Consider the following 22,173-nt stretch of genomic DNA (forward strand, 5'->3'; position numbering starts at 1 on the left):
AGGGCCCTTTCTATCAGGGCAAAAGAAACCTTCCATCTGGAATCTTCCTTTTCCGAAAAATGAAAAACTGACTCAAAGAGTTCGCTTTCCAACGATTTCTTGAGTCAGTTTCATGACTTATTTCAGTCCATGAATATATTCGGCCATGGCGTCAATGTTCTGTTCTTCGACTAAACCTGATGGCATTGCACCTCGTCCATTAGTGATCACGTTTTTAACCTCGTCCACCGACAGACGATCGCCAACTCCTTTTAGAGCAGGCCCGACACCGCCCTGATAGGCGTTACCATGACAAGAGATACAGTTTTGCTTATAAATGTCCTCAGGTGATGCTGAGGCATTTTCTGTTTCTTCTGTCTTTTCGCCGCCCTCTTTTTCCTTAGCAAGATCTTTGGCATCACCCAAACCTTTAAACGAAAGTAAAAACATAAGTCCAATACCAAAAACCATGATAATAATAAAAGGCATTACTGGATTGCGATTCATAGTATTTCCTCCCCTATGTAGAACCTAAACTTACCATAATTAATATTATATACAAACAGCTATATATTATTTTACTTGAAAAGGGTTTCAAGTAAAAGCCCAAAAATAGAAGATATTATATAATTTCTTAAAATTGTCAAAAACTTATGTATATTTCCAAACAATTTACTTTTTCTTACATACGTTCATAATACCCTAAATTCATTATTTAAAACCGCTGGTTATATTAATAAAAAGTAAAGAGTGACCAGTGCTCCCAGGCCCCCCGCAATGGAAAAATGGAGCAGCTTCAGTTTATTGCCTATTAAAATCCAGAGTCCGCAATTAATGAACAAGAAAATATAAAGGATACCCACTTTGCCGGGTGCCATGAATTCCGCAAAACTGACAGTTAATAAAAGCAATGATAGCGCCATTCCCATCAACGACATTTGAAAAATGGTTTTCCTGCCGTTAAAGCGGGGAACCGCCAGCCAAAAGACAAGTATTGAAATTGTTGTCATAAGCATTTGCATTCTTATGGGTATTTCAGTAAAATAATTCAAAAATACAATAAATGCAAAAAGAGCCCCAAGCAACACCCCGGAAAAGAGGTCGTTTTTTTTTGCTCTCGGTTTTATTCGATTTAGATGGCGGCAGTTCGCCTTGACAGTATAACGCAAGCAGGTAATTACAATATTGCTCCAGAAGCATACGACTTTCCTTCCAGGAGTTTATTTCTTGAATGATGATTTTCTTTCTCATCTCATCCATGAATTTCACATCCTCATGGTGATCATTTCTTTTTAACGGCTAGCTTTTTAGTTATGTAAAATGGTTTCTGTTGTAAATTTTTATTTCCATTATGCGGAAAAATGGATAAACATTGTTCTTACAAGGATATTTTTACATCAAAATTGAAAAAAAGAGCCGCTCCCGAACGCTGGGCATTCAAAGAGGGCTCTGTAAGGCATATATATTCTACTCCAGGAAATCTTTCAAGCGTTTGCTGCGGCTTGGATGTCTCAGTTTACGTAGCGCCTTCGCTTCGATTTGACGGATACGCTCGCGGGTGACCCCAAACACTTTACCTACCTCTTCAAGTGTGCGGGTGCGGCCATCATCAAGTCCAAAGCGGAGTCTCAAGACGTTCTCTTCACGGTCAGTAAGAGTATCCAATACGTCTTCAAGCTGTTCTTTCAAAAGTTCATATGCTGCATGTTCCGATGGGGAAGTCGCATCCTGATCTTCAATGAAATCACCTAAATGTGAATCGTCTTCTTCACCTATTGGCGTTTCCAATGAAACAGGCTCCTGAGCTATTTTCAAGATTTCACGAACTTTTTCAGGAGTTAAGTCCATATCCTCCGCAATTTCTTCCGGAGAAGGTTCACGTCCTAAATCCTGAAGAAGCTGTCTTTGGACACGGATCAATTTATTGATGGTTTCCACCATATGCACCGGTATCCGGATCGTTCTTGCTTGGTCGGCAATCGCACGGGTTATCGCTTGGCGAATCCACCATGTTGCATACGTACTGAATTTGAATCCCTTGCGGTAATCAAATTTTTCCACTGCTTTGATAAGTCCCATATTACCTTCCTGAATCAAATCAAGGAAAAGCATTCCGCGTCCGACATAGCGTTTGGCGATACTGACAACAAGACGAAGGTTAGCTTCTGCCAAACGGCGTTTCGCTTCTTCATCTCCATCTTCAATTCTCGTCGCCAGAGATATTTCCTCTTCTGCCGATAAAAGGTCGACCCGACCAATTTCCTTTAAATACATGCGTACTGGGTCATTAATTTTAACACCAGGAGGAACACTTAAATCATTTAAGTCAAACTCTTCTTCTTTTGCAAGTTTCTTCTCATCTGGATCGTCTTCATCTTCGTCTTCCTCACCATCAGTGAGTATTTCGACGCCGTTTTCTGCTAACACCTCATAGAACTCATCCATTTGATCGGAATCCAACTCAAAACCGCCAATCATTTCAGCAATTTTTTCTAAAGTCAAAGAGCCCCGTTTTTTACCTAGCTCTAGTAATTTTTCTTTCACCTGTTCAAGGCTAAATTCATTATCAACTTGTTTGGAACGTGCTGGTTTTTCAGCCATTAGTTCCCCTCCTTCCAGGACTTACACCTAAACGACTACAACATTTTACGCAATTTAATGATTTCCATGGCAATTTGTGCAGCAGTGACATAATCACTTCGTCTAACTGCATCTTTTTCTTCAACTTGTTTTTCTTTTATCTTTAACAACTTTTCATATTTCAACACTTGATTTATACAATCGGTCAGTTCTTTATCTGTAACTTCCTCATTCACTGACATCATTTCTATTTCCGAAACGATCCTTCTCAAGTTTGGATCCGGTAAATAAGTAAGGAAAAAGCTTGTATCCGGTTCGTGTCCATCTTCATAGAACGCATATAAATAGGTGATGATTGCCTGATGTTCATCTACATGAAAGACCGTTTGCCCAAGCAACTGCTGAATTTTGAAAGTCATATCCCTGCTTTTTAGCATATGGGCAATCAACATCGTTTCAGCATTATGGTGAGCAGGCTTTAACTTATGCTCATATTGCAGGGCCATTTTCTTTGGAGCTGCTGGCTGCGGCAGTGTCCCCTTCTTGCGTTCCGTAAAGAACACCTGACGCTGCTGCTGTTCCAGCGCATCCAATGAAAGGGAAAATTCAGAGGATAGCTGTCGGAGATAATGATCCCTCTCCACTGCATTGGGCAATCGCGAAATTTCTTTAAGGACTTCTTCGATATATTGAATTCGATCTCCTTCATTATTTACATTTTTCCCTCGACGCAAATAATGCATTTTGAATGCCATGTAGGTTAAACTGGCCCCTATTACTTCAGAAACAAAGCTTTTTTCACCGAATTCCTTTATGTAGTCATCGGGGTCCAAGTTATCAGGCATGAGAGCGACTTTCACGGAAAACTCATGGTCCTGTAGCATATTAACTGCACGATTGGCAGCGTTCAATCCCGCAGAGTCCGAATCGTAGCAAATAAGTATCTTGTCAGTATTTCTTTTTAAAAGCTGGATATGCTGGTCCGTCAGGGCAGTACCCATTGTAGCGACCGCATTCTCCACACCTGCGCCAACTGCTGAAATGCAATCGGCAAAGCCTTCAAAAATGACTGCTTGTTCTTTCTTTCGTATGTGTGGTCTTGCATGATGGAAATTATATAAAGTTTTACTTTTATTAAAGATTGGCGTTTCAGGACTATTCAAATATTTGGGCTCATCGTCCCCCATCGCTCTTCCTGAAAACGCAATCGTATTTCCTTGATGATCCATAATTGGAAACATGACTCTATTTCTGAAACGGTCAAAATATGACTCGTCTTTTTCCCTGTAAATAATAAGCCCTGCCTGCTCCATGTATTCCGCTGGAAACCCGCGTTTTAAAAGGAACTTGGACACGAAGTCCCATGAATCCAAAGAGTAGCCAATTTGGAACTTTTCTATCGTCTCTTCAGTAAACCCGCGTTTAAGTAAATATTCGAGAGCATCCTGCCCCTCTTTCGTATTAACGAGGAGATGATGATAAAACTTCCTCAGCAGGTCATGGGCTTCAACCATTTGCTGAGAGCCTGCCGGCATGTTAGATCGCTTGGAGTCCTTATTGATTTCAACATCCAAAGGAACATTTCCTTTTTCAGCTAAAACTTTTGCAGATTCCACAAAGCTGTAGCCTTCTATATCCATCAAGAAGGTAAAAATATTTCCGCCTGCCCCGCAACCAAAACAGTGAAAGATTTGTTTTTCCGTTGAAACGGAAAACGAGGGCGAGTTTTCACCATGAAAAGGACATAGGCCAAAGTAATTGCGCCCCTGCTTCTTCAGCTGGACATACTCCCCAATTAAATCAACAATGTCAACAGCTTCACGAATTTGATTAATTTTCTCATCTTCTATACGGCCATTTATCATTTTTCCACCTTGCAATATTGGTGATAGTTTCTAATTCGATATTGTTTCCTAATTCCCTGCAAAGTTCGACAATGTTTTCATAAGTTTATTTGTAAAACATGCACGATCTTCCTTAGTGAATGCTTTCGGCCCTTTCGTATGCTTACCCTGCCTGCGGAGTTTCGCCGACTGATAACGCATATCCAAGAGCATGAAGATATTCTCGTCTGTGTATTCTTTTCCCCTTGGTGAAAGGACATAAACGCTTTTAGGAAGCAGGGTTCCAGCCAAACCAATATCTGCAGTAACGACAATATCACCCTTTTTTACTGAGTTTACTATATAAAGATCTGCGGCTTCTTTGTCTGCATCGACATAAACCCATTTACCTTCAGGGTTATTCATCATATTTTTATATGATGCAACAAAACAGACTTCAACATCGTGCAAACTTGCACAATGAAGGATTTCGTCTTTCACCGGGCATGCATCGGCATCGACGTGTATCGTAGGTTTATTATTCATACCTTCTAATTCTACATCTTTCTGCATAATCCTTTTTCTCCCCTAAACTTTATGAAGATATGGTGAATATGGTGATTTTTCAGCATTGATTCAGAGGGTTCCCTCTAAAATGGGCAAACATCATTCTTCAAAGAATACCTGCTTATTTAAGTGAAAGCACCTCTTTTGCCTTGAAAAAGACCAGCCCTTCCTGAATTATACGGAACATGTCGAATTATTTTTATGATAAAAACCTTGACATCTCATTAACCTTTAGTTTATTCCTTATTAATTAAGTCTAAACCTTAAGATTACTTTTTTCTCACAATTTTTTATTATAGTCTATTTGATTAGAAGATGCCAACATTTAAATTCCGAATGTTTTTTCATGCAAATCAACGGATTCACACTTGGAAACCAAGAGGTATTTTATGTAATTATTTTGAACTTATTCTTATTATTCCCTTATTTGGCCTTGGCATTAAAATGTGAGCTGACACATAGAGTGTCTAGCTCACATTTTGATTTGCCTTAATTATAAGGATCAACGGTTTTTGTTTTGAAGGATATTGATTATCAAATTGGCTGTTTCTTCAACAGCTTTATTGGTTACATCAATGATAGGACAGTTCAACCTTGATATGATTGTATCAAAGTATGTCAATTCTTCTTTTATGCGCTCCACATTTGCGTAAATGGCATGATCATTGAGCCCAAGTGACTTTAATCGTTCTTTACGAATATGGTTCAGCTTTTCCGGACTGATCTTTAAACCAATGCATTTTTCAGGAGGTACCAGGAACAGCTCTTCTGGAGGTTCCACTTCAGGCACTAAAGGTACGTTCGCCACTTTATAGCGTTTGTGGGCTAAATACTGTGATAATGGCGTTTTGGAAGTGCGTGAAACACCCACAAGGACGATATCTGCACGTAAAATGCCCCGAGGGTCACGTCCATCATCATATTTTACAGCAAATTCAATGGCTTCCACACGCTTGAAATAGTCATCATCCAGCTTTCTCACCAGACCAGGTTCATTAAGCGGCCCTTTTGGCGCCCTTTCCTGAAGGATGTCCATGAGCGGCCCTAAAATGTCATAAGCAGACAGGTTTTCTTTCTCGACCTGTGCTTTCATATACGCTCTAATGGCTGGCTTGACAAGAGTATAAGCAATGATCGCCCCATCCAACTTAGCCAGTGATATCACTTCATCCACATTTTGTTCATCTTCAATATACGGAATCCTCTTTATGGAAAAAGCAGATCCCGAGAACTGGCTTGCAGCGGCTTTTGTAACCAATTCCGCTGTTTCCCCTACTGAATCCGATACAACATATATAATAGAACCGTTCATATTCTCCGTCATTCCTTTTGCAAGCCCCCTAATAGCCTTCATCAGCCAAAGCTACGAATGCTTTCGTAATATTGGTTTTTGTAATCCTTCCAATTACTTCATAGCCTTTTTCTGTGTCTTTGACGACCGGTAATGAGTCGATTTGTTTATCAATCAATTTTTTGGCAACATCAATCAAAAGGTCTTCTTTTGAACACATTGTAATATTGGGCATCCTAGTCATGATGATATTGACTGGAATGGAGTTAAGCTCTTGTTTCCCAATACTAGCACGCAACAAGTCTTTCCTTGATAAAACACCAACAAGCAATGCATGCTTATCGACGACGAACATTGTTCCGACATCTTCTAAAAACATCATGACTATTGCATCATATACGGAAATGCCCTCGTCAACAACGACAGGTATCGATTGGTAGTCTCGTACATAAAGATGGTTGAGGCTATCTGTCAAAAGCTGTGTCCCTGACCTGCCTGTATAGAAATACCCCACTCGGGGCCTGGCATCAAGAAAACCCGCCATCGTTAAAATCGCTAGATCTGGACGAAGTGTCGCCCTGGTAAGGTTCAATCTATCCGCAATATGTTCTCCAGTAATCGGTCCGTTTTCTTTTACGATTTGTAAAATTTGTTCCTGACGCTTATTCAATTGGATTATAATCACCACCCCACTGCTTTCGCAGAGTAAAGTAACAAAAGTTATTCATTTAATAATTATATACTAAATTATTTAATTAGGGCATTTTTGTCCTATTTATTGACCATTTATCTTTTTAAGAAATCGGAAACCCTTATTTAAAGTGTTTCCGATTTCCATACATCCTTTCGATCATGTAAGGATAATCTTATTCATAGCAGCAAAACCTGCAACCAAATCACTGATTTCCTTCATTAAGGATAAACGGTTATTACGGATTGCTTCATCCTCTGCCATGACCATTGTATTCTCGAAATATGACTCTATTTCCATTTGAAGCGAAACAAGCTGTTCAAACCGCTCATTCTCATCTTTGGATTCCATATAACGCATTGCCACTTTTTGATATTTTACATATAACGCATTTTCTTGATCATTTTCAAAGGCACTAGGGTCGACTGTCACCTTATTGTCACATTTCACGGCAATGTTCATGACCCGACTTAAAGCTTCCAGGCTTTCTTTAAAGCCAGCTTCGTCTTTTTTCGCATTCAAGACATGTGCACGTTCCACGATAGAGTGGATATAGCCGATCTCATTGAACAGAACTGCATCAATCAAATCGTAACGGATTTGCTGTTCTTGAAGCAGGTGTTTGACACGGGCTTTAAAGAATGTGAACATATCCGCTTTAACTTCTTCAAGATCACGTTTTAAGATGCCTTTTGATTCCAGTCCTTTAAGGCCTAATACAATAAGCTCCTCTAAAGAAATATTCCATTTCTTCTCAGCTAGGATTTGGACGACCCCGCTCGCCTGCCTTCTTAATGCGTAAGGATCCTGGGAACCTGTCGGAATGACACCAATAGCGAAGAATGAAGACAAAGTATCAATCTTTTCAGCTAAACTCACAACTGCTCCAATGACTGAAGGCGGTACATTGTCATCTGCATGTCTTGGCATATAATGTTCATTGATAGCCGCGGCCACTTCTTTGGCTTCCCCTTTTAAGAGAGCATATTTTTCACCCATATACCCTTGCAATTCAGGGAATTCATAAACCATATGACTCACCAAATCGAACTTGGCAATTGCCGCTGTACGAAGCGCCATTTCTTTTTCCGCTTTTAAATCCAAAGCATCCGCAAGGGCACCGGTCACTGCAGTTACCCGGGCAGTTTTCTCGGCTAATGTACCAATTTCTTCATGATAAACGATGCTGTCAAGCTTTTTCAAAGCATCCGAAATCTCTTTTTTCTGATCTTCTTGATAGAAGAATGCTGCATCCGATAAGCGGGCACGCAATACTTTTTCATTACCTTTAGAAACCTTATCCAAATGGCGGTCATCCCCGTTACGCACGGTTACAAAGTAAGCAAGCAGTTTCCCGTCCTTATCTTTAACAGGGAAATAACGTTGGTGTTCCTTCATTGATGTGATAAGTACCTCAGCAGGAAGCTCAAGGAATTCTTCTTCAAAATGGCCAAATAACACCGTTGGATACTCTACCAAATTATTGACTTCTTCAAGCAGATCTTCATCGACCGGGATGATCCAGCCTTTCTCCTGCTCAAGCTCTTTAATCTGATCCAATATAACTTGTCGGCGTTTATCTGGATCCGCCATTACAAATTGTTCTTTTAGTGTATCTTCATACCGTTCCGGCTGCTCGATGATTGCGCTATCGCCCAAGAAACGGTGTCCTTTCGTTTCACGGCCCGTTTCCACGTCAGCAATGCTAAATGGAACTATGTCATTGCCAAATAAGGCAATCAGCCATTTAATCGGACGGACGAAGCGGAGCTCCTGATTGGCCCAGCGCATGTTTTTCGGGAACGTCATTCCGCTGATGATTTCCTGCAGCTCAGATAAAAGCTGAGCAGTCTGCTTTCCTTTTATGAATTTATTCACATGGGCATATTCCACACCCTTGAGTTCTTTAAAATAAATGTCCTCTGAAGTCATGCCTTGACCCCTGACGAATCCCAATGCGGCTTTAGACCAGTTGCCTTCACTGTCCAAAGCGATTTTCTTGGCCGGACCTTTTGCTTCTTCTTCTATATCCTTTTGGGATTCTTCCACGTCTTTCACCAATATGGCTAAACGTCTTGGTGTGGAATAAGCTTCAACCGTTCCGAATTCAATCGCTTTTTCCGTTAGCCATTGCTGTACTTTATCTGACAACTGTTTCATTGATGCTGTCACAAAACGGGCAGGCAGCTCTTCCAATCCAATCTCCAATAACAAATCACGCTTGCTCATTTGTATTCTCCCCTTTCACTTTCAGGATCGGGAAGCCTAATTTTTCCCGCTCTTCATAGAAGGTTTTGGCAACCTTACGCGCTAAGTTACGGCACCGGGCAATATAACCCGTTCTTTCCGTCACCGAGATGGCACCTTTGGCATCCAAAAGGTTAAATGTATGTGAACATTTCAAAACATAGTCATATGCAGGATGTACAAGTCCTTCTTCCATTTGGCGATGCGCTTCCTTTTCATACATCGTGAAAAGCTTAAACAGCATATCAAGGTCGGAGGTTTCGAACGTATATTTCGAATGTTCGTATTCCGGCTGACCAAATATATCCCGAACTGTGAATCCATCTGTCCATTCTAGGTCAAATACGTTTTCCTTATCTTGAATGTAAGAGGCGAGACGTTCGATCCCGTACGTAATTTCCACGGAAACCGGCTTACACTCAAGGCCGCCCACTTGTTGGAAATATGTAAATTGAGTGATTTCCATTCCATCAAGCCACACTTCCCAACCTAGACCAGCACACCCTAGTGATGGATTTTCCCAGTTGTCCTCCACAAAGCGAATATCATGCTCAAGCGGATTTATCCCTAAAGCACGCAATGAATCCAAATATAACTCTTGGATATTGTCAGGTGACGGCTTCATGATCACTTGGAACTGATGATGCTGATACAGTCGATTAGGGTTCTCGCCATAACGGCCGTCAGCAGGACGGCGGGAAGGCTCTACGTAAGCAACGCTCCAAGGCTCCGGTCCAATGGCTCTCAGGAACGTGTATGGGCTCATCGTTCCTGCCCCTTTCTCTACATCATAAGCATTCATCAATATGCAGCCTTGTTCAGACCAATGCTTTTGTAACGTTAAAATCATATTTTGAATATTCATCGTACACCTCCAGGTTATTTAAAACGGCTCTTTTTAAAATTAAGGATCGGAACCCATTACATTTTGGCAAACAAAAAACTCCCGTCCCTATGCGAAATGCATAGGGACGAGAGTATACCCGCGGTTCCACCCTAATTGCCGTTTATAAAACGGCCTCTTTTCAAAGCTACATGCTCCGGAAACGCCCTTCCCTGTAAATCCATATCCCGGCTTCCACCGTCCCGGGTTCGCTTTTTATGGAGAATGACAGATACTCTTTTCCATCAACGCAATCTTCTTATTTTGATGTTTAGAATTTTATACAAACTAGCATGGAATGTCAATAGGTCAGATCCTAAAACATATCTTTCATCGTATCAATCTGTTTCAGGAACTTTTTTGATTTCAAATGCAGACCGGAATATTCCTCATAATATGCATCGATGATCTTCCGAAGTTCTTTTTTCGTTTCAGGCTTAACGGAAATGTTTCCGAGCCTTGATAAATCGAAATAATAAAAGATTCGAAGCAATTTGACGGCTGCAGGTGAAATTTTATAATGATAAGGGTCTTTCCCCAGACAGCGATGACAGATAAAGCCCGCTTCCCGAAGCGAGAAGGAGAATTCCCCTTCCGTTTCACCACATACAGCACACTTATTCAGCACTGGGTTAATCCCATTGACGGGCAGCATCTTCATTTCAAAAATGAATTTCAAAACCTCTGCGTCATATTCCTCGTTTATGTAATGCAATGTTTGCGAAAGCAATTCATACAAATATGGATTCGGTTTCTTATCCTCGACGCTTTTATCAAGCAATTCAACAATATATGAAGCATAAGCAGTGGCAAAAAGATCCTCCCTTATGAAACGGAGTGAATCGACCATTTCGCCTTGCTGAAGACTACCTAGTCCGGTTGATGTGGTTACAAGAAAATACCCGGAGCAAAAAAGCTGTGTGACGGCAGAAAGCCTGCTGTTAGGTTTACTGGCTCCTCTAGCCATCACGCCAATTTTTCCTAACTCACGGGTATATATAGTAATGATTTTGTTATTTTCTCCATATGCAGTTCGCCTTATGACAATGCCTTCACATTTTTGGAGCATACCAAGACACCACCCATGCTCGCCAAGGCTAACCTATGAAACAGGAAAATCAATTTCTGCTAGCTCATCATTCAATACCAAGTGTCTTTCCTGTCTCTCGACTTCTATCTCCTTAAACAGCAAATAGGTGTCCACATTACCTGTTTCAGAAAATAACTCCCAGGTAAAATCCAACATATAAAGCCCACCTTTCATTTTTAACTAGCAATATGAATATCCGACCATATAGTTAGCTTGACCGTTTTCCGAACTTTCATGACGCGTAAATTTTGTTAATTAATACTCGCTCTCATTGAAGCCATAATCGCGAAGCTGGCTTGCTTTGTTCCGCCAATCCTTCTGTACCTTCACCCATAGTTCCAAGAAAACTTTCGAGCCCAATAAGTTTTCGATATCCACTCTGGCACGGCTACCGACTTCTTTAAGCATTTTCCCTTGCTTTCCGATGACAATCCCTTTTTGTGAATCACGTTCGACAACGATCGTCGCCATGACATTAATGGTGTCACTGTTGTCCATTTTTTTTATTGAATCGATGACAACAGCCACTGAATGCGGAATTTCTTCACGTGTCAGGTGCAGTACCTTCTCGCGGACCAATTCGGAAATGATAAAACGTTCCGGGTGGTCGGTCACTTGGTCAGCTGGATAAAACTGGGGACCCTCTGGCAGATGTTCCTTGATTTGTCCAAGCAGTGTATCAACATTATTTCCTTCAAGCGCAGAAATCGGAACGACCGCCGCAAAAGGGTAAAGCTGTTGGTATTTTTCAATGATTGGAAGTAAATCATCTGGATGCATCGCATCGATTTTGTTTACAACCAGGAAAACAGGCGTTTTTACGGATTGAAGTTTTTCGATGATAAACTCGTCACCGCGTCCGTATCCTTCAGTCGCATTGATCATGAAGAGAATCAAATCGACTTCCTTCAATGTATTCGTTGCCACTTTCATCATGAAGTCACCAAGCTTATGCTTTGGTTTATGAATGCCGGGTGTATCGATGAAAATCATTTGTGAATCGTTTTGCGTAAGTACACCCTGGACCTTATTTCTTGTAGTTTGCGGTTTATCGCTCATAATGGCGATCTTTTGACCGATGACCCGATTCAGAAATGTACTCTTTCCAACATTAGGTCGTCCAATAATCGAAATGAAACCTGATTTGTAACCTTTTACTTGTGCATCATCAAATAGTTTATCCATTTAAATCCTCCGGTGAAAAAGCTCCTGGAAGCAATTCCTGTACTGTTAGTTCTTTTATATCCCCATGTAAGTTGGTCAAAACGACCGGCATATCCTTTTCACACAGTTCCGAAATAACCTGCCTGCATGCCCCGCATGGGGAAACGGGACCATCGGTATCTGCCACGACTGCAAGTTTAGTGAATTTTTTATCGTTATGGGCATAAGCACTGAATAAAGCTGTCCTTTCGGCGCAGTTACACATGCTATATGCAGCATTTTCTATATTACAACCATGATAGACCTTTCCATCAGCGGTTAAAAGGGCTGCCCCCACCTTAAATTTGGAGTAAGGCACATATGCTTTATCCCTTGCTTTTTTAGCTTCCTCAATCAATTCTTTTGTATTCAATTCACATCTTCCTTTCAAATTGAGTACCATTTCGGCTACCTACAGGCCAAACTTGGGCAAAAAGATAATCAATCCAACTATTATAGAAAATATAGCATATATGAATACAGCTCCGGCTGCAATATCTTTTGCCTGCTTGGCAAGCGGATGGATTTGATCCGTTACCAGGTCCACTACCCTTTCAATCGCTGAATTAACGAGCTCCAACGTAATCGTACCGGCTATGGCCGCTAAGATGAAAAGCCACTCCATCCCATTCAATGAGAAGTACCAGCCAAAGAATACGACGATTGCCGTTAACGCGAAATGTATCTTGATATTGCGTTCAGTCCGAACAGCCTCCAAAATTCCCTGACAGGCAAAAGAGAAACTTTTTAATAAAGGATACCTTTTTTTATCCTTCTCTTGAAAGTCCATATTCTTCCAAGATCTCCTTTTGTTTAGTGAACATCACTTTTTCATCTTCTTCATTCATATGGTCGAATCCTAATAAATGCAGAAAACCATGCAGTGCTAAAAATCCAAGTTCCCGGTCAAATGAATGACCATATTCTTCAGCCTGTTCTTTCGTGCGTTCAATGGAAATGATGATATCCCCTAACATGCGGGGCATTTCCGCACCGACAATTTCCACTTCATCTTCTCCCATTTCTTCAAGTGCAAAAGAAATGACATCTGTAGCTGAATCTTTATGTCGATATTCTTTATTGATTTCCCGAATCCTATCATTGTCTACAAATGTAACTGACAGCTCGGTGTCTTTTTCTATGTTTTCTTTTCCTGCCGCAAATTGCAGAATGCTTTCAACAAGTCGCTGAGCTTCCTCCGTTACTTCATTCGTTTCATCCATTAAATCGATAGCTAAAATCATTCTTTCACCTTCTGTCCTAATTTATCCGGCTCCGGATATTCAATCCTGGAGTGGAAGATACCATTCAGCGATTCACATAAGGAATGCTTCACGATACTCAATTCTCTCATAGTAATGTCACATTCATCAAATTGACCATCAGAAATCCTGTCCTGAATGATGAAACTTACCAGCTCTTCAATCTTCTCTGGAGTTGGGTGCTTCATCGATCTCACTGCAGCTTCAACACTATCGGCTATGCCGATGACGGCTACTTCCTTCATTATCGCCCTCGGCCCGGGATATCGGTAGGCCGCTTCGAGGGTGGACTCATCCTGTTTTTTTGCCTTATGGTAGAAAAACTTCAATAAAGTGGTACCGTGATGCTGCTCTGCAATATCCACAATCTCCTTCGGGAATTTGTGACTGCGCAGCATCTCCCCGCCATCTACGGCATGGGCAATGATGATATCCCTGCTCGTTTCCGGCTGCAGCCGATCATGCGGGTTCTCTTCATTCATCTGATTTTCGATGAAGAAGTGCGGCCGCTTCGTTTTACCTATATCATGATAATAGCTGCCGACCCTTGCCAGCAACCCATTCGACCCGATGGCTTCACAAGCGGATTCCGCCAAATTGGCGACCATTACACTGTGATGATATGTCCCAGGTGCCTCAATCAAGATTCTCCGCAATAACGGATGATTGGGATTCGCGAGCTCGATAAGCTTAATTGATGATAAGATCCCGAAACCAGCCTCAAAAAACGGTAACAAGCCCATTGTCAAAACGGCTGAACCCACTCCAGAACCCATGGCAGCAGCAGCATAATATAAGTACTCCATTCTAGTATAATGGCTGTCCATAATAAAGATGAGCGAAAAAACAAATGCCATATTGATTAAAGATAATAGTAGCCCCGCTACCAGCACCTTTGATTTGAAATTTGGCCTAGATAGAATGATGATTGCCGTCAATCCCCCGAAAATGATATAAAGCCCCATCGAGAAATCCAGATTTCCAGGTGTATCGCCATTAAATATAATCGTACCATACGAACCTAGCAATATGATCATTGCCACCGCTAACTTATCATTCAATAATATCTTGATGAGCATCGCCGCCATGGCACCCGGAAAAATGTATTCCAGGTTCGAGTTTTTCAGGTCTGCCAGAATGCTGACCGTTTTCATGGTAGCCATTGAAAGGATAAAGACAAGACTGAAGATCAATAACTGATTGTACTTGTTATCCTTTTTGGAAATGGAATAGTAGAAATAGTAATAAAAAGCGGCAAAAGTCAGGAATATGAATAACAGCAGGCCGATATAAGGGTAAATGGTAGACTCCGTATTTAAGAATCCTGCCAGTTCAAGCTGCCTATATACATCCCTGTCCACTAATTGATTTTCTTCAACGATGATTTGACCTTGAAGGATCCTGATTGGCTCCACGCTTTCAACCGCTTTCCTTCGCTGTTCCTCGGTTTTGTCCTTATCGAAAAATACATTCTGGATGATTGCCGTACGTGCAAGGGAAGTGGAGGCTTTTTTCATATCGCCACTAATGCTCATATAACCCAATTCCTCTACAACCTTCTTCTTGGCATTTTCAACGTCACTTGCAGCGATTCGGGAGCCCATCACATTATTCACGGCAGTAATGGTTGAATCCTTCGCTATTTTCAACTCATCTTCATCCGCCTGCACTAATGCCAGGAAAACGGATTCCTCGATATTCTTATTCACTTCATCGGTCAATTTTTCTTTTAATATGGAAACTTTTTGAGCATCCGTCTTTACGGGCTCTTTTTTATCATCTTTTTCCTCATCTTCTTTATGATCTCCATCGGGGTCCGTTTCTTTATTCACCTCTATTGCTGAATCGAAAATGGATGAAATCAGATCGACTTTATTTTTGGCATATTCCTTTTTTAAAGAATAAACATCCGCCACCTGTTTTGAAATCTCTTCTTTTTCCTGTTCCGTCTTATAGGTATCTTCCACAGTCTTGGTTGAACGTATTGTTTGTTCCGCAGGCTTAAAAAGCTCTACCTGGACCCTTTCCGGCTTAACATTGGAGAACATTAACCCATACGCAAACAAACCAAGTATGATGAACAAAAGCACTTGAAAAAAGCGATGGACCAACAGCCCTTTTATTTGAGTGAAAAATTTCTGGATACGATTCAAGGAAGGTCCTCCTAAAAAAATGATGTTTATTATTCTAGATATGTAAAATCATAACAGTTTTTATGTGAATTTTCACCTTCGTATTGATAAATGAAGCTTCTTATCCACTTTTTCCCCATAAAGTTTGTCATTTAGACACATCACGAAAAATCCGCCGATTGAAATGGCGGATTTTTTCTTATGACTTCGCCTGCTCGTAAGCAGTAATGATTTTGGCAACAAGCGGATGTCTTACTACATCACTTTGTTCAAAATAAACAAAGGAAAGGCCTTTAACATTCTTCAAGATCTCTTCTACCCGGACCAGACCTGACTTCATACCTTTCGGAAGGTCAATCTGGGTCCGATCTCCCGTAATGACCATTTTCGATCCGAAACCAAGCCGGGTCAAGAACATCTTCATTTGGGCTTCCGTCGTATTCTGGGCTTCATCCAATATGACAAAGGCATCTTCAAGCGTACGGCCCCTCATATAAGCCAGAGGAGCTATTTCGATCGTTCCGCGCTCTATCATCCTTAGCGTCTGTTCCATCCCTAGAAGGTCATGGAGAGCGTCATACAGCGGCCGTAGATAAGGATCTACCTTTTCCTTCAGATCACCAGGCAGAAAACCAAGGCTTTCCCCTGCTTCGACGGCAGGCCTTGTCAGGATGATCCGTTTAACATGTCCATTTTTCAATGCATTGATGGCCATCACTACAGCAAGGTAGGTCTTCCCGGTTCCGGCAGGCCCAATTCCAAATACAAGATCCTGTTTCTTTATAGCCTGGATATAGTATCTTTGCCCGATCGTTTTGACTTTAATGGATTTCCCCTTAGCCGTTTTAGCGATTTCCTCATCATATAATTCACCGAAATACTCCAATGTGCCTTTTCTTGCCAATTCAATTGCATAAAGCACATCCCTGGAACTGATTGCAATTCCTTTTCTGACCACTGTCAATAATGCCTTGAGGATTTCCTCCCCCATCTTTACCCGCTCGATATCCCCGGCAACACTCACCGCTTCACCTCGGGTTATGACGGAAATGCCAAGCTCCTCTTCGAGCACTTTTACATTTGAATCCCCATTGCCCAATAATGCGATCGCTTCATTGGGTGATTCTATTTCGAGCTTAATTACTTTCACATCATCTGCCATTCGTTAGTCTCCTTGAATGATTGGCTGTCCAATCGCTATATCTTCAATAACTTGGTAATGTATAGATAATTTAACTTTACCATTCTCCATGCTTTCGTGCAAAATTTTTTCCTCGACGATTTCATCTTCCTCTTCTAAATGCTTTTTCAATTCTGCTTTAGCCATTTTCCTGCCTTCCTTCACCGCTTCTTTCTCCGTATAACTTCGTACAATATCTTCCTTGCTCCTCAAGGTCACTTGTTTATAGGAAATGGGAAGTTCCCATTGAAGAAAGTGAAAAGGCCTCACTGTCGTTTCTTTTTCCTGTTTTTCATATCCCGGATCCTTGAAACCCCATACCGGAAGGGAAAAGCCCCCCATTTTCAAAAAGTGCCTGCTCGTTTCATCTCCGTTAAAAACAGAAAACTTGGTTTTTAACGGAACTTCCACTTTCGCTTTATACCACGTTTTCCCTTTTATTACTCCCTGTGCGGATACAATTTCCTGTTTATCCTCTTTTCCAATCCATCCCGAAACAAGAAGCTGTCCTTTTCCTACATAATCATTCACATTAACAATAGATTGTCCCTTTTCAACGAACATATCAGTAATGATCGCTTTTTTTGAGGCTACCAAATTTTGCGGAGATGTTTTCTCGACCTCTTTAGGCTGCCGTTTTTCTACAACCCGAAAATGGTATGTCGTTCCCTTTAGCTCTACCCCTACCCATGTCAATGCACCAATCCGGTCCGACAGCTTACGTTGAATCGTATCCACATCATCCACAAAGAATTGCACTTTCCCGATCTTCACGCCCATCTTGTCCAATTCTTTCCGGATGGCATGCTCGGTTGCGGGTTTGGCATCTTGAACCTCGATGCCCCAAACCATATTGGAAAGTACAAATATACAAAGCAGGAAAGCGATCATCCCCGCTAAAAACCCGCTGTTTTTCATGACTCTCTTCATTAGGAAAGGGAAACCCTTTCCCTGCATGAACTTTACTTTACAATCGCTCTTACGCATGACTTGACGGAGTTTGGGGATATCCCTGATATCCATATGGAAAATCAGGGCTTCACTTCCGACACGCTTCACATCCCAGATATGAAGCCCCCTTCTCGTCAGCATATTAATCAGCCGTTCTGCACCTTTGCCATAAGCCTTCACCTTTACATAGCCTGTATAATAGTTTGTCCATTGGTTTTTCATGGAGACCTCCCGGGATCATTCATTGATAAAATAGACCTTATCGATTTTGCCTTCGAGCATGATTTCTTCCGGCAAAATCGTCTTTATGACAAAGGCATTTCCCTTTATCAGTAACTGCCCATTTTTCAGCATCAATCGCACTTCGCTGTCTGTAAAAGCCAATAAGCCACGATGGTTTTCAATATAAATATGTAATTGTCCGATCATTGTAATTCGCGGCAGGTCCATCATGACATCTTGCGGAAGGTCCATTGTTTTGGTCATAAGCTGTTTCACTTTTTTTCCCCAATTGCGTGCCATAAAAAAGAACCCCCTTTCATCTCAATGTATGAAATGAAAGAGGGTTCTAGCACAAAATTATAAGTGAATGAGAGTCTATTTTTTCATGCTCATTTAAAGACGGGCTTAAAAAAGCCCGGGGCTCCGAATCACCTTCTGGACCTCTGAAGACTTCTCTTCGCCCTTGGCGGTCCCAGCACTTCTGACATGATGATGCCATCAATCAGCTGTTTTTTACCAAAAGACGGCCCTTGGCGATAGACCGGACTTTTATTATCAGAAATCGTTGATGTAAGTTGATCCGCCTTCGCTTTTTGATATAAACGCTCCTGATCGTACTTCTGCTGAAGCCTTCTAAGCTCAGCAATCCTTTTGTTCGAATCGTTCATCGTCTCATCGATCACTTCAACAGCCTGAGCTGCCTGCTGTTCGACTTTCCTTACAGGGGCAGGGGCAGGCCTTTGCTGCGGATTCCCTTGCTGCATTTCACCTTGAAGCTCCCGCATGACCTCCTGCCATTTCTTTTTCGGAGGCGTGTTAGGATCATCAAATTTTTGAGCCTGCTTTTTCTTTCCTAACATGGACGTTAAAATACCGATCAAGACAATGATAAGGAATGGGTTCCGGAGAAAGAAATCAATAAAATCTCCCATTTAAAGACCTTCCTTCCCTGACCTAATTATTATTATGGTTATTGTTGTTATCTTTTGGATTGTCTGAAATTTTACTGATAGAACCGCGCATATCCGTATCGGCCGTGATATTTTGTATATTCATATAATCCATCACTCCAAGGTTTCCGCTTTTCAGTGCATCGGCCATGGCCAATGGAACTTCCGCTTCGGATTGAACAACCTTCGCTCTCATTTCCTGAACACGGGCAACCATTTCCTGTTCAAGTGCAACAGCCATCGCACGGCGTTCCTCGGCCTTTGCCTGGGCTATTTTCTTATCGGCTTCGGCTTGGTCCGTCTGTAATATGGCCCCGATATTTTTTCCGATATCCACTTCAGCGATATCAATGGAAAGGATTTCGAATGCCGTTCCTGAATCCAACCCTTTCGATAAAACCGTTCTTGAAATCAAATCGGGGTTCTCAAGTACATCCGTATGCATTTTCGAAGCACCGATCGTCGATACGATCCCTTCACCTACACGGGCAATGATCGTCTCTTCACCGGCACCACCGACCAGGCGTTCAATATTGGCTCGGACCGTTATCCTTGCCTTCGCTTTCACTTCAATACCATTCATCGCCACACCAGAGATGAACGGAGTTTCGATCACTTTCGGGTTAACGCTCATTTGAACGGCTTGCAGTACATCACGGCCTGCAAGGTCAATGGCTGCACCCCGTTCGAAAGGCAGCACGATATTGGCACGTTCTGCAGCAATTAATGCATTCACTACTCGATCGACATTACCGCCTGCAAGGTAATGGCTCTCCAATTGATTCGTCGAAACATTGATTCCAGCCTTATGGGCCTTGATAAGCGGGTTGACGACCCTGCTTGGTATAACACGGCGAAGCCTCATCCCAACTAATGTAAATATACTGATTTTGACTCCTGCCGCTAAAGCGGAAATCCATAGCATTACTGGTACGAATGTGAAAAACACTGCCAATACGATGATGGCAGCAATCACTGCCAGTACAATAAATATCGTTCCTGAAGTTATCAATTAATGATTCATCCTTCCTGTATCTTTTAATTTTAATTTGAATCCGGAATTTCCCGGACGACTACCCTTGATCCTTCAACTTTAACGATGATGATTGACGAACCTTTGGAAATAAAGCTTCCTTCGGTCACGACATCCACTCTTTCTTCTTTGACCAAAGCTGTTCCTGAAGGCCTCAAGTCTGTAAGGGCCTTCCCTTCTACACCTAATAAATCCAAACGATTCGGATTGCTCACATATCCTTGTTCCGTTTTTGTTGCATCGGTTAATATCATTTTCCTGAAAAATTTCATCTGTTTTCCAAACACCTTTACAAGTAGGATGAATACCAAAATGGATACGGTAACCGCAATTAGCAAGGATATCGTCATATGGACCGGATCACCTGTTGCGAGGAATAAACTCCCCACTATCGCGGTAAATCCGAGCAGCCCGATAATCCCCCCTGGGATAAAAAATTCAATTAGTACGAGAATGACCCCGATGATGAACATCGCTAACGATTCGTATCCGGTGATACCGGCGACAAGATGACCATAGAAGAATAAGACAAGACTGGTGATTCCAATGACCCCCGGAATTCCAAAACCGGGTGAAAACAATTCCATCACAATCCCGATTCCCGCTATCGTTAACAATATGGGAACGACGATCGGGTTGGTCAAAAAGCGGGCAAGCTTCTCAGGAAAGCTTTCTTCGATTGACCGAATATCAGCATCCTCGACTCCAAGTATACTATACAGCTCCGCTTTCCCAGAGACGGTGCCTTCACTATATCCAGCCTTTTTTGCCTGTTCAGCTGTAAATGTCAGCAACTTCCCTTTTTCCGCTCCATATTCGGGTAGATCGATGTCAACATCCGCCATCGCCTGGGCGTATATGGGATCACGTCCATTTTGTTCTGCAGCAGTCTTCATGGCAGCTAACCAATAAGATTGCGCTTTCTTACCTGCAGCGTTCCCCGTTGAATCTATCACAGCCGCAGATCCCATGGTGGCACTCGGAACCATATAGATCTCATCTGCACTTAGAGAAATGTATGCCCCTGCAGATAAAGCCCTGTTATTGACGTAGGCAACTGTCTTGATTGGTGAATCCGACAGTAACTTTGCAATTTCCCCCGCTGCATCCACAGCACCTCCAGGGGTATTCACCTCGAAAATGACAAGATCTGCATCAGCTGCCTCAGCAGTGGTCAGCGCGCGTTCCAAAAAGGCCGAGAGTCCCTTTTCCACCGTTTCTTCAATTGGAACATGGTAAACAATCTTCTCGTTTGCAGATGCCGTCGCCCCCCCAAAAGAAGACATGGTGAACAGCAATCCAAATAAGAGTACAGATAAATAACGCCAAATTTTCAACGGAACGCCCCCTTTCCCGTATTAAACGCGGTAGGTGCCCCAAATGTTCAGGAGGAAAACCTACCAGTAAATTCAGCACGCAACTAAAATTCGAATAAGGAGCAAATGAAGCAACCCTTTACTCTGTTCTTTAGTTATTACGTATGTATATGAAAAAGGTTTCAAAAAAAAGCAAATAAAATTAAAAGTGCCCCCATTATATTGGGCTACGTTTCAATAATATACGCATAAAATTCATGAAATACACAAAAACCACAGGCAATTTGCCTGCGGTTAGGTTTCGAGTTTTAAGTTTAGAGTTTAAGATAGATGTTGTTGTACTAATTTGTTTACTAGAGAACCATCCGCTTTACCTTTAACTTTAGGCATTAAAGCTCCCATAACTCGGCCCATATCTGCTTTGGATGTTGCATTGACTTCTTCAATCGTTTGTTTAACGATTTTAGAAATGTCTTCTTCTGAAAGTTGCTCAGGCATATATGCCTCTACGTATACTAGTTCGGTGCGGACTTTATCCACGAGATCTGAACGACCTGCGTTTTCAAACTCCTGGAGGGAGTCTTTGCGTTGTTTTAATTCGCGAGAGAGCACTGTCAATTCTTCATCATCTGTTAATTCTTGTCTCTGCTTCAGGGCTTCGTTTTGAATAGAAGCTTTCAGCATCCGAATAACAGATAGTTTGTCCTTTTCCTTGTTCTTCATCGCTTGTTTCATATCATTATTTAAACGCTCGAGAAGACTCATCTTTCCAC

At 41.8% G+C, this 22,173-nt stretch carries 24 protein-coding genes and 1 other annotated feature; all 24 genes read right to left on the bottom strand.

Translation table 11 applies throughout. From position 1 onward, the window contains the following. Nucleotides 1-117: 117 nt before the first annotated feature. The 24 genes from cccA to J7J00_RS08460 all read right to left on the bottom strand — a co-directional run bounded on the left by cccA (nucleotide 118) and on the right by J7J00_RS08460 (nucleotide 22,165). On the bottom strand, nucleotides 118-486 hold the full coding sequence (gene cccA, locus J7J00_RS08345) for a cytochrome c550 (RefSeq protein WP_214789789.1): 369 nt from the start codon (nucleotides 484-486) through the stop codon (nucleotides 118-120). Between the two features lie 221 nt (nucleotides 487-707). Beyond that, the gene (locus tag J7J00_RS08350) at nucleotides 708-989 is read right to left on the bottom strand and encodes a hypothetical protein (protein WP_214789791.1); all 282 of its coding nucleotides are present in this window, start codon (nucleotides 987-989) and stop codon (nucleotides 708-710) included. A 25-nt stretch (nucleotides 990-1,014) separates the two neighbouring features. Further along, entirely contained in the window at nucleotides 1,015-1,239 is a 225-nt protein-coding gene (locus J7J00_RS08355; protein ID WP_214789793.1) for a hypothetical protein, read from the bottom strand. A gap of 207 nt (nucleotides 1,240-1,446) precedes the next feature. Then, nucleotides 1,447-2,580, bottom strand: coding sequence for an RNA polymerase sigma factor RpoD (gene rpoD / locus J7J00_RS08360; RefSeq protein WP_034308477.1), 1,134 nt, complete (start codon nucleotides 2,578-2,580; stop codon nucleotides 1,447-1,449). Nucleotides 2,581-2,615: 35 nt separating this feature from the next. Beyond that, nucleotides 2,616-4,421 carry a DNA primase gene (dnaG, locus tag J7J00_RS08365; protein ID WP_214789963.1) on the bottom strand — a complete coding sequence of 602 codons (1,806 nt, stop codon included), beginning with the start codon at nucleotides 4,419-4,421 and terminating at the stop codon, nucleotides 2,616-2,618. A gap of 51 nt (nucleotides 4,422-4,472) precedes the next feature. Beyond that, a complete protein-coding gene (locus J7J00_RS08370) occupies nucleotides 4,473-4,928 on the bottom strand; it encodes a YaiI/YqxD family protein (RefSeq protein ID WP_214789965.1) in 456 nt (151 codons plus the stop codon). A 523-nt stretch (nucleotides 4,929-5,451) separates the two neighbouring features. Further along, nucleotides 5,452-6,261 carry a pyruvate, water dikinase regulatory protein gene (locus J7J00_RS08375; protein WP_076366287.1) on the bottom strand — a complete coding sequence of 270 codons (810 nt, stop codon included), beginning with the start codon at nucleotides 6,259-6,261 and terminating at the stop codon, nucleotides 5,452-5,454. Between the two features lie 28 nt (nucleotides 6,262-6,289). Continuing rightward, nucleotides 6,290-6,925 carry a transcriptional regulator CcpN gene (gene ccpN / locus J7J00_RS08380; RefSeq protein WP_161784850.1) on the bottom strand — a complete coding sequence of 212 codons (636 nt, stop codon included), beginning with the start codon at nucleotides 6,923-6,925 and terminating at the stop codon, nucleotides 6,290-6,292. 165 nt (nucleotides 6,926-7,090) lie between these two features. Continuing rightward, a complete protein-coding gene (gene glyS / locus J7J00_RS08385; protein WP_214789795.1) occupies nucleotides 7,091-9,160 on the bottom strand; it encodes a glycine--tRNA ligase subunit beta in 2,070 nt (689 codons plus the stop codon). Further along, on the bottom strand, nucleotides 9,147-10,043 hold the full coding sequence (gene glyQ, locus J7J00_RS08390) for a glycine--tRNA ligase subunit alpha (RefSeq protein ID WP_214789797.1): 897 nt from the start codon (nucleotides 10,041-10,043) through the stop codon (nucleotides 9,147-9,149). Before glyQ ends, glyS begins: the two co-directional genes overlap by 14 nt. A gap of 99 nt (nucleotides 10,044-10,142) precedes the next feature. Further along, nucleotides 10,143-10,319 (bottom strand) — a binding site (T-box leader). 58 nt (nucleotides 10,320-10,377) lie between these two features. Beyond that, the gene (gene recO / locus J7J00_RS08395; protein ID WP_214789799.1) at nucleotides 10,378-11,130 is read right to left on the bottom strand and encodes a DNA repair protein RecO; all 753 of its coding nucleotides are present in this window, start codon (nucleotides 11,128-11,130) and stop codon (nucleotides 10,378-10,380) included. A 33-nt stretch (nucleotides 11,131-11,163) separates the two neighbouring features. Next, nucleotides 11,164-11,307: a YqzL family protein gene (locus J7J00_RS08400; protein WP_101222596.1), complete on the bottom strand. Its 144-nt coding sequence runs from the start codon at nucleotides 11,305-11,307 to the stop codon at nucleotides 11,164-11,166. 99 nt (nucleotides 11,308-11,406) lie between these two features. Beyond that, nucleotides 11,407-12,336 (bottom strand): GTPase Era, encoded by a 930-nt coding sequence (gene era / locus J7J00_RS08405; protein WP_214789801.1) that lies wholly within the window; start codon nucleotides 12,334-12,336, stop codon nucleotides 11,407-11,409. Beyond that, nucleotides 12,329-12,727, bottom strand: coding sequence for a cytidine deaminase (locus tag J7J00_RS08410; RefSeq protein WP_076365241.1), 399 nt, complete (start codon nucleotides 12,725-12,727; stop codon nucleotides 12,329-12,331). Before J7J00_RS08410 ends, era begins: the two co-directional genes overlap by 8 nt. 39 nt (nucleotides 12,728-12,766) lie before the next feature. Then, a complete protein-coding gene (locus J7J00_RS08415) occupies nucleotides 12,767-13,144 on the bottom strand; it encodes a diacylglycerol kinase family protein (RefSeq protein ID WP_063233011.1) in 378 nt (125 codons plus the stop codon). Beyond that, nucleotides 13,122-13,598, bottom strand: coding sequence for an rRNA maturation RNase YbeY (gene ybeY / locus J7J00_RS08420; protein WP_214789803.1), 477 nt, complete (start codon nucleotides 13,596-13,598; stop codon nucleotides 13,122-13,124). The genes J7J00_RS08415 and ybeY overlap by 23 nt, the downstream gene beginning before the upstream one ends. Beyond that, nucleotides 13,595-15,769: an HD family phosphohydrolase gene (locus J7J00_RS08425; RefSeq protein WP_214789805.1), complete on the bottom strand. Its 2,175-nt coding sequence runs from the start codon at nucleotides 15,767-15,769 to the stop codon at nucleotides 13,595-13,597. Before J7J00_RS08425 ends, ybeY begins: the two co-directional genes overlap by 4 nt. A gap of 178 nt (nucleotides 15,770-15,947) precedes the next feature. Continuing rightward, nucleotides 15,948-16,910 (bottom strand): PhoH family protein, encoded by a 963-nt coding sequence (locus J7J00_RS08430; protein ID WP_214789807.1) that lies wholly within the window; start codon nucleotides 16,908-16,910, stop codon nucleotides 15,948-15,950. Nucleotides 16,911-16,913: 3 nt separating this feature from the next. Further along, the gene (gene yqfD / locus J7J00_RS08435) at nucleotides 16,914-18,101 is read right to left on the bottom strand and encodes a sporulation protein YqfD (protein WP_214789809.1); all 1,188 of its coding nucleotides are present in this window, start codon (nucleotides 18,099-18,101) and stop codon (nucleotides 16,914-16,916) included. Between the two features lie 15 nt (nucleotides 18,102-18,116). After that, nucleotides 18,117-18,401: a sporulation protein YqfC gene (gene yqfC / locus J7J00_RS08440; protein ID WP_034308511.1), complete on the bottom strand. Its 285-nt coding sequence runs from the start codon at nucleotides 18,399-18,401 to the stop codon at nucleotides 18,117-18,119. A 128-nt stretch (nucleotides 18,402-18,529) separates the two neighbouring features. After that, a complete protein-coding gene (locus tag J7J00_RS08445) occupies nucleotides 18,530-19,033 on the bottom strand; it encodes a hypothetical protein (protein ID WP_214789811.1) in 504 nt (167 codons plus the stop codon). A gap of 22 nt (nucleotides 19,034-19,055) precedes the next feature. Beyond that, entirely contained in the window at nucleotides 19,056-20,045 is a 990-nt protein-coding gene (gene floA, locus J7J00_RS08450) for a flotillin-like protein FloA (protein WP_396020514.1), read from the bottom strand. Between the two features lie 50 nt (nucleotides 20,046-20,095). Further along, nucleotides 20,096-21,370 carry an NfeD family protein gene (locus J7J00_RS08455; protein ID WP_214789969.1) on the bottom strand — a complete coding sequence of 425 codons (1,275 nt, stop codon included), beginning with the start codon at nucleotides 21,368-21,370 and terminating at the stop codon, nucleotides 20,096-20,098. A 351-nt stretch (nucleotides 21,371-21,721) separates the two neighbouring features. Beyond that, nucleotides 21,722-22,165 carry a GatB/YqeY domain-containing protein gene (locus J7J00_RS08460; RefSeq protein ID WP_214789813.1) on the bottom strand — a complete coding sequence of 148 codons (444 nt, stop codon included), beginning with the start codon at nucleotides 22,163-22,165 and terminating at the stop codon, nucleotides 21,722-21,724. Between the last annotated feature and the right edge of the window lie 8 nt (nucleotides 22,166-22,173).

The organism is Bacillus sp. ISL-4, assembly GCF_018613275.1.
GTDB classification, from domain to species: Bacteria; Bacillota; Bacilli; order Bacillales; family DSM-1321; genus Peribacillus; species Peribacillus simplex_E.

Bases quoted from the DNA above. Each gene is read 5' to 3' on its own strand.
- ybeY (WP_214789803.1), bottom strand. From the start codon at position 13,598: ATGATTTTAGCTATCGATTTAATGGATGAAACGAATGAAGTAACGGAG.
- recO (WP_214789799.1), bottom strand. From the start codon at position 11,130: ATGCTCCAAAAATGTGAAGGCATTGTCATAAGGCGAACTGCATATGGA.
- yqfD (WP_214789809.1), bottom strand. From the start codon at position 18,101: ATGAAAAACCAATGGACAAACTATTATACAGGCTATGTAAAGGTGAAG.
- J7J00_RS08415 (WP_063233011.1), bottom strand. From the start codon at position 13,144: ATGGACTTTCAAGAGAAGGATAAAAAAAGGTATCCTTTATTAAAAAGT.
- glyS (WP_214789795.1), bottom strand. From the start codon at position 9,160: ATGAGCAAGCGTGATTTGTTATTGGAGATTGGATTGGAAGAGCTGCCT.
- J7J00_RS08445 (WP_214789811.1), bottom strand. From the start codon at position 19,033: ATGGGAGATTTTATTGATTTCTTTCTCCGGAACCCATTCCTTATCATT.
- glyQ (WP_214789797.1), bottom strand. From the start codon at position 10,043: ATGAATATTCAAAATATGATTTTAACGTTACAAAAGCATTGGTCTGAA.
- J7J00_RS08375 (WP_076366287.1), bottom strand. From the start codon at position 6,261: ATGAACGGTTCTATTATATATGTTGTATCGGATTCAGTAGGGGAAACA.
- cccA (WP_214789789.1), bottom strand. From the start codon at position 486: ATGAATCGCAATCCAGTAATGCCTTTTATTATTATCATGGTTTTTGGT.
- J7J00_RS08430 (WP_214789807.1), bottom strand. From the start codon at position 16,910: ATGGCAGATGATGTGAAAGTAATTAAGCTCGAAATAGAATCACCCAAT.
- J7J00_RS08370 (WP_214789965.1), bottom strand. From the start codon at position 4,928: ATGAATAATAAACCTACGATACACGTCGATGCCGATGCATGCCCGGTG.
- J7J00_RS08455 (WP_214789969.1), bottom strand. From the start codon at position 21,370: ATGTCTTCTTTTGGGGGGGCGACGGCATCTGCAAACGAGAAGATTGTT.
- rpoD (WP_034308477.1), bottom strand. From the start codon at position 2,580: ATGGCTGAAAAACCAGCACGTTCCAAACAAGTTGATAATGAATTTAGC.
- era (WP_214789801.1), bottom strand. From the start codon at position 12,336: ATGGATAAACTATTTGATGATGCACAAGTAAAAGGTTACAAATCAGGT.
- J7J00_RS08355 (WP_214789793.1), bottom strand. From the start codon at position 1,239: ATGGATGAGATGAGAAAGAAAATCATCATTCAAGAAATAAACTCCTGG.
- J7J00_RS08350 (WP_214789791.1), bottom strand. From the start codon at position 989: ATGACAACAATTTCAATACTTGTCTTTTGGCTGGCGGTTCCCCGCTTT.
- J7J00_RS08460 (WP_214789813.1), bottom strand. From the start codon at position 22,165: ATGAGTCTTCTCGAGCGTTTAAATAATGATATGAAACAAGCGATGAAG.
- J7J00_RS08400 (WP_101222596.1), bottom strand. From the start codon at position 11,307: ATGTTGGATTTTACCTGGGAGTTATTTTCTGAAACAGGTAATGTGGAC.
- yqfC (WP_034308511.1), bottom strand. From the start codon at position 18,401: ATGGCACGCAATTGGGGAAAAAAAGTGAAACAGCTTATGACCAAAACA.